Origin of the sequence: Sphaerisporangium melleum, from assembly GCF_014646695.1 — a bacterium.
Taxonomy (GTDB): Bacteria; Actinomycetota; Actinomycetes; order Streptosporangiales; family Streptosporangiaceae; genus Sphaerisporangium; species Sphaerisporangium melleum.
In genome coordinates this window covers 186,453-193,376 of the sequence record NZ_BMNT01000013.1, presented here as the reverse complement: position 1 = coordinate 193,376, position 6,924 = coordinate 186,453, and the positions used below count along the sequence as shown (strand labels likewise).

Here is a 6,924-nt window from a genome sequence, read left to right as displayed (position 1 = left end):
AAATTTGATAGATGAGTGTAGGTAGGCCGCCCGGGTTCCGGGCGGCCTTCCTGCGTTTCCGGGGGTTTTCTCCCGGCGCCAGGAGCGTGCTGCGCCCCGGCTTGTCCTTGTTCCTGGCGTGTCCTCGCGTCCCGCGCCTCACGGATCGTCACCAGGTCTGCCGGCCTCCAGGTGTCCGCCGCGTTCCCTGCCGTCTGCGCATCTCCTGGTGTTCCTGAGCCTGCCGCGTCTTCCAGGTCTGCAGGCTTCGTCGGCCTGCCCGCTGCCGAGCGTTCCCGGGGTTCGCCGGGGGTTCGATTCGCTGCTGTCCATCGGCGCGGTCGGGCTGGATGTGAGTGGATGCAGTCGGATGCTGGTGGTGGTGGTGTTCGTTCCGCCGGAGGATGGCGGCGCGTCATGTCGCAATGGGGGTGGACGTCCCAGGACGCGGCACTAGACTTGGAGCATTCGTGTTCTTGGGCGGTTCGTGTTTATGAAGGTGGGTTCGACGCGATGACCGTGTCCCAGACTCCGGGCACCGCCGCCGAGTTGCGCGGTGTCGGGCTGCGGGTGACGGCCGCCCGCGTCGCACTGCTCGAAACCGTCCGGGACGGTGACCACCTCGACGTCGAGGCGATCGCCTCGGGCGTGCGCGACCGGGTGGGCCACGTCTCCCTGCAAGCCGTGTACGAGGCGCTGCACGCGCTCACCGCGGTGGGACTCGTCCGCCGCATCGAGCCGCCCGGCAGCCCGGCACGGTACGAGGGACGCGTGGGTGACAACCACCACCACCTGGTGTGCCGGTCGTGCGGTGTCGTCGTCGATGTCGACTGCGCGGTCGGGGAGGCGCCCTGCCTGACCGCGTCCGACGATCACGGCTTCTCCGTCGATGAAGCCGAGGTCATCTACTGGGGCCTGTGCCTCGCCTGCTCCACCGCCCGCAGTTCCTGAGCAAGCGATCTACTCCGGAAGGATTTGTCATGTCCGAGAACCATGATGCAATCGTCACAGACCCCAAGGCGGGCGATGAAGGCGGTTGCCCGGTCGCGCATGGGCGCGCCGCGCACCCGACTCAGGGGGGCGGAAACCGGCAGTGGTGGCCGGAGCGGCTGAACCTGAAGATCCTGGCCAAGAACCCCGCCGTGGCCAACCCGCTGGGTGCTGAGTTCGACTACGCCGAGGCGTTCAAGAGCCTCGATCTCGCGGTGGTGAAGCAGGACATCGCGGAGGTGCTGACGACCTCGCAGGATTGGTGGCCGGCGGACTACGGTCACTATGGGCCGTTCATCATCCGGATGGCTTGGCACAGCGCGGGCACCTACCGGATCAGCGACGGCCGCGGCGGTGCGGGCGCCGGGCAGCAGCGCTTCGCTCCGCTCAACAGCTGGCCGGACAACGGGAACCTCGACAAGGCCCGCCGCCTGCTGTGGCCGGTGAAGAAGAAGTACGGCCAGAAGCTGTCGTGGGCCGACCTCATGATCCTCGCGGGCAACGTCGCCCTGGAGTCGATGGGCTTCAAGACCTTCGGCTTCGGCGGCGGCCGTGCGGACGTGTGGGAGCCCGACGAGGACGTCTACTGGGGTCCGGAGACCACCTGGCTCGGTGACGAGCGCTACACCGGCGACCGTGAGCTGGAGAACCCGCTCGCCGCGGTGCAGATGGGTCTCATCTACGTCAACCCCGAGGGCCCGAACGGTAACCCGGACCCGCTGGCCGCGGCCCGCGACATTCGTGAGACCTTCCGCCGGATGGCGATGAACGACGAGGAGACGGTCGCTCTCATCGCGGGCGGTCACACCTTCGGCAAGACCCACGGCGCCGGCCCGGCGGACAACGTGGGTGCCGACCCGGAGGCCGCTCCGATCGAGCAGCTCGGCTTCGGGTGGAAGAACGCCTACGGCACCGGCAAGGGCGCCGACGCGATCACCAGCGGTCTTGAGGGTGCGTGGACGGACACCCCGATCACCTGGGACAACAGCTTCTTCGGGATCCTGTTCGGCTACGAGTGGGAGCTGTCCAAGAGCCCCGCCGGCGCCCACCAGTGGAAGCCGAAGGACGGCGCAGGGGCGGGCACCGTTCCCGACGCTCACGACCCGTCGAAGCGGCACGCTCCGACGATGCTGACGACCGACCTCGCGCTCCGTTTCGACCCGATCTACGAGCAGATCTCGCGGCGCTTCCACGCCAACCCCGACGAGTTCGCCGACGCCTTCGCGCGCGCGTGGTACAAGCTGACCCACCGCGACATGGGCCCGGTCGTGCGCTACCTCGGCCCGGAGGTCCCGGCGGAGACGCTGCTCTGGCAGGACCCGCTGCCCGCGCTGACGCACGAGCTCGTCGACGCCGCGGACATCGCCGTTCTCAAGGACCGGATCCTCGCGTCGGGTCTGTCGGTGTCCGAGCTCGTGTCCACCGCGTGGGCGTCGGCCTCGTCCTTCCGTGGCAGCGACAAGCGTGGCGGTGCCAACGGGGCGCGCATTCGTCTTGAGCCGCAGAACGGCTGGGAGGTCAACGACCCCGACCGGCTCGCGGTGGTGCTGCGCACGCTGGAGGGGATCCAGGAGACCTTCAACGCCGAGCAGACCGGTGGCAAGCGGGTCTCGCTCGCCGACCTGATCGTGCTCGCCGGTGGTGTGGGTGTCGAGCAGGCCGCCAAGAAGGCCGGCTTCGCCGTCGACGTCCCCTTCACTCCGGGCCGGGTGGACGCCTCGCAGGAGCAGACGGACGTGGAGTCGTTCGCCGCGATCGAGCCGGCGGCCGACGGGTTCCGCAACTACCAGGGCAAGGGCAGCCGGTTGCCGGCCGAGTACCTGCTGATCGACCGGGCGAACCTGCTCACGCTGAGCGCCCCCGAGATGACGGTCCTCGTCGGTGGCCTGCGCGTCCTGGGCGCCAACCACCAGCAGTCGCCGCTCGGTGTCCTGACCGCGACCCCCGAGTCGCTGACCAACGACTTCTTCGTCAACCTGCTCGACATGGGCACGACGTGGACGTCGACCTCCGGGGACGCCGGTACCTTCGAGGGGCGCGACGCGGTCACCGGTGAGGTCAGGTGGACCGGCAGCCGGGCCGACCTCGTCTTCGGATCGAACTCCGAGCTGCGCGCGCTCGCGGAGGTGTACGCGAGCGACGACGCCACGGAGAAGTTCGTGAACGACTTCGTCGCCGCGTGGGTCAAGGTGATGAACCTGGACCGGTTCGACCTGGTCTGACCGATCGACGACGTCCAGGCCGGCCCGAGGTGGCCGGCCTGGACGTTCGTCATAGCGGGGGGCGCGGACGTTCTCCGTCCGGCCGATGGAACGGTGTCCGCCGGTGGCGTCTTCGCCACCGGCGGGCCGGTCAGGGGAGGATGAGCAGGGCGTCGCCGACGCCGCGCTCAGTGCCGTCCGACGGGTGGTTGACGACCTTGCCGTTGACGACCATCGCGCTGGAGCCGCCGCCGTCCAGGTTGATGGCCTGCTGCGCGCCGAGCCAGAGCATCAGGTGTGCGGCCTCGACCATCGAGGCGCCGACGGTGACGCCCGGCTTGCGGCCGTCCACCACGGCGAGGATCAGGCCGCCCGACTTGGTGACACCGGCGAGGGTGCGCGGGTGCCTGCGCAGGATCATGTTGATGTTCGCGTGACCGTCCGCCTTCGCCGTGACGTGCTCGCGCCCGTCGCGTACCAGGCCGACTCCGCCGCCGATGATGCTGGTCTCGGGGGTGAGCGGGATGGTCTTGCCGGAGCGGAGGTCGGTCACCTTGGTGGTGATCTTCAGGTTCCAGCTCTCCCAGGCGTGCGACCAGATCCAGTCGGCCATGATGCCGGTGCCGTGCAGGACGCGGGTGCCGGCCGCCACCTTGCCGCCTGCCGGTCGTACCTCGAGGACCTGGCCCTTGGCGTCGAGGACGGCTTCGGCGCCCTCATCGGCGGGGGTCTTCTCCCCGAACTCCTCGGTGTAGAGGAGCAGCTCGTCGGTGGCGGCGACCCGGTTGACCCCGTTGATCACCACCTTCTCGCCGTCCGCGGACGTGGCCGATACGGCGGTCGCGACCTCGGTGATGCGCGCGCCGCGTCCCTTCAGGATGAGGGCACTGCGGCCGAGAACCGCTTCGCTGAGCAGGCGGCCGTTGACCACCGAGACGCCGACGGGTTCGCCGCGGAGCTTCTTGTCGGTGTGGATGTTGAAGAAGCCGCCGTTGACCGCGGCGACGGCGCCCGCCTTCTTGGCCATCGAGGAGGTGGTCTCGCGCTTGGCGACGCTCACCCCGATGCCGGCGTGATAGGAGCCGCCGAAGGCGCGCGGGTCCACGGTCAGCACGCGCATGTCCCAGGGACCGGTGGTCTGCAGCCCGTCGTCTCCGAGGAAGTCGACCTTCGCCTTGACGCCGGCCTTGCCGAGCCGCTTGACCACCTTCTCTGCCTCGGCGCGCTCGTCGAGCTTCCACACGCCGGTGCGCACCATGTAGCCGACGCCCGCCGGGTAGTCGGCGACGCCCGGCCGGGCGACCTCCTGGATGCCGACCGGAAGCCCGGCCGCGCGCACCGCCTCGGCGGCGGCCTCGGCCTGCTCGGCACTGCCGTAGTCCTTGCCGCTCATCAGCGCCGACACGGTATAGCCGTCGGTGGACTCACCGTGCCGGACGGTGAACAGGTCGATGCCCTTGGCGATCGCCTTCTTCTTCCCGGTCGCCTTGCCCGGCTGCCCCAGGGGGAATTTCGTGGACGGCAGGCTCGACCGTGCGCTCGCGGTGGTCGTGCCTCCCGCCATCGCCGCCGATTCCGCCGTTCCAGCGGCCGAGGCGGCCCCGGCCGTCCCCGTGGTCGCCGAGGCGGCGACGGCGAGGAAGGACAGTGCGGCGACTCCGGCGATGAGACGACGTGGCATGGAGTCTCCCGTTGGTGATCGGATCCTTCGGGGCACCATGCTCTTGGCAGCGGAGGGCCGAGGGCCGGGAAACACGCGAACGTCTACGAGAATGTGACCGGAGATTTTTCCGGTATTGGGTTAAATGGGCGCTTTGTCGTAAATATGGCGCCGATTGGGCATCTTGGTGCTCGCCGGCCGCGGCGCGGAAACGGGCGGTGGCCCGGTCGGCGCGCGGCCACCTCTGCTCCGCCAGGGATGTGCCGAGAAGGTCAGGGCATCTCGCCGCGGAACGACTCAAGGGCCAGCAGCGCGACATGGAGCGACAGGCAGGAGTCGACGTCGTCCAGGTCGGTGTCCAGAATCCGCTCGAGGCGGCGGAGCCGGTCGTAGAACGCCGGGCGGGACAGGTGGGCGCGCTGCGCCGCGACCGCCTTGTTGCGGCCGGAGTCGAGATAGACGCGCAGGATGCCGGTCAGGTCGCCGCCGCGGTGCGCGTCGTGGGCGAGCAGCGGGCCGAGCTCGCGTTCGGCGAAGGTCTGCAGCCGGGCGTCGTCGCGCAGCAGATGCAGCAGGCCGCGCAACCGCAGATCGGGAAGGCGGTAGAACGGGCGGCGGTCGGGCTGGCGGGCGGCGGCCTCGGCGACCTGCTCCGCCTCCAGGAAGCTGCGCCGCACCTCCCTGATCGACTCGACCACCGAGCCCGCGGCCAGGACGAAGGGCGTGGTGAAGGCCGCGCGGAGCCGGTCGGCCAGCGCGGCGAGCGCGGCCTCGGCGGGCGTGCGCGGCGGGAGCGGCAGCAGGACGCCGACCCGGTTCTGATCCATGGCGCCGACGAGGGCGGGCAGCCGGGCGTCACGGCAGGCGGCGGCGGTGGCCTCGGCGAGCTCTGTCAGCTTGGCCTGCAGGTTGAGCACGGTCTCGCCCGGCCGATCGGTGAGACGGAGCACCGCGCTGAGGAGCTTGCGCCCGGTGAGGGGGACGCCGACCGCGCGGGCGCGCGCCGCGACCTCCTCGGGGTCGGCGTAGGCGTGGCTCAGGATGCCGGCGATGATCGTGCCGTGCGCCTGGCGTTCCAGGCTCTCCTGGTGGCGTTCCAGCAGGCGCCCGAGCGCGAGCGTCGTCGCTGCCCGTTCGGCGAGGACGATGTCGCGCGGGCTGGGCGGGGAGTCGCAGAACAGGATGAGACGTCCCCAGTCGTGCCCGCGTGCGCCGACCATGGTGACCAGCCAGCCGGACGACGGGTCATAGGCCGTCCGCTCGCGGGGGGCCACGGCGCGCGACCGGGCCTCCCAGTTGGCGAGCAGGGTGCCGGTGTCCCGCCCGGCGGACTCGCAGGCGAGCACCTGGTGGGCGAGGTTCTCCAGCAGTGCGGGCCGGGCGGACAGGCGGGAGACCTGGGCGAGCACCTCGGCGGGGGAGGCGCCCTCCACCGACAGCTCGGTGAACACCTCGTGCAACTGCTCGGAGGCGCGCAGCTCTTCCAGCTGGATGTCGATGATGCGGGAGTGCACCGACTCGGTGATCTGCACGAACGGCGTCTCGCGCGCGAGGGTCACCAGCGGGAGCCCGTGCATCTCTGCCGCGTCCACCACCGCGCGCGGCAGCTCGCCGACGAAGCGGCGGCCGAGCTCGACGATCAGGCCGGAGGCGCCGACGCCCGCGAGGTCGGAGATGTAGTCGGCCAGCTTGCCGGGCTCGCTGGGCAGGGCGACGCCGGTGGTGAGGATGAGCTCGCCGCCGCGCAGCAGGTGGGCGATGTCGCTGACCTCTCCGACGTGCACCCAGCGGACCCGCGTGCCGAGCCGGTCGCCGCCCGCGACCACGCTCGGAGTGCCCCGCCGGACGGCGTCCAGAGCCAGGACGTCGGCCAGTGTCGGTAGCATGACACCGAGCCTAGCCGATCAGCCTGTAAAAACGGTCATCTCATACCTGACATAGTGCTCGGCCGATATGGCGGGGATCAGGCGCTCTGATCGTTCCATCTCATCACCGGCGCGGAGTTCGCCGGGTCAGGTACGTCCAGCCCCCGGCCGGGCCGGTGCGGGACCTGCCGGGCGATCGGTGCTCCGCCCGGCGTCGCGTCCACCGGCC

The 6,924-nt window shown here is 70.5% G+C and carries 4 protein-coding genes; 2 read left to right on the top strand and 2 right to left on the bottom strand.

Annotated elements, in window-relative coordinates; genetic code table 11:
• Positions 1-492 precede the first annotated feature (492 nt).
• A complete protein-coding gene (locus IEY93_RS13820; protein WP_189163428.1) occupies positions 493-930 on the top strand; it encodes a Fur family transcriptional regulator in 438 nt (145 codons plus the stop codon).
• A 29-nt stretch (positions 931-959) separates the two neighbouring features.
• Positions 960-3,191, top strand: coding sequence for a catalase/peroxidase HPI (katG, locus tag IEY93_RS13815; RefSeq protein WP_189163427.1), 2,232 nt, complete (start codon positions 960-962; stop codon positions 3,189-3,191).
• Between the two features lie 130 nt (positions 3,192-3,321).
• On the opposite strand, the gene IEY93_RS13810 is transcribed toward katG, so the two are convergent.
• Both IEY93_RS13810 and IEY93_RS13805 read right to left on the bottom strand, forming a co-directional pair.
• Positions 3,322-4,851, bottom strand: coding sequence for a phosphodiester glycosidase family protein (locus tag IEY93_RS13810; RefSeq protein WP_189163426.1), 1,530 nt, complete (start codon positions 4,849-4,851; stop codon positions 3,322-3,324).
• Between the two features lie 251 nt (positions 4,852-5,102).
• Complete coding sequence (locus IEY93_RS13805) at positions 5,103-6,716, bottom strand: PucR family transcriptional regulator (RefSeq protein WP_189163425.1); 1,614 nt, start codon at positions 6,714-6,716, stop codon at positions 5,103-5,105.
• Between the last annotated feature and the right edge of the window lie 208 nt (positions 6,717-6,924).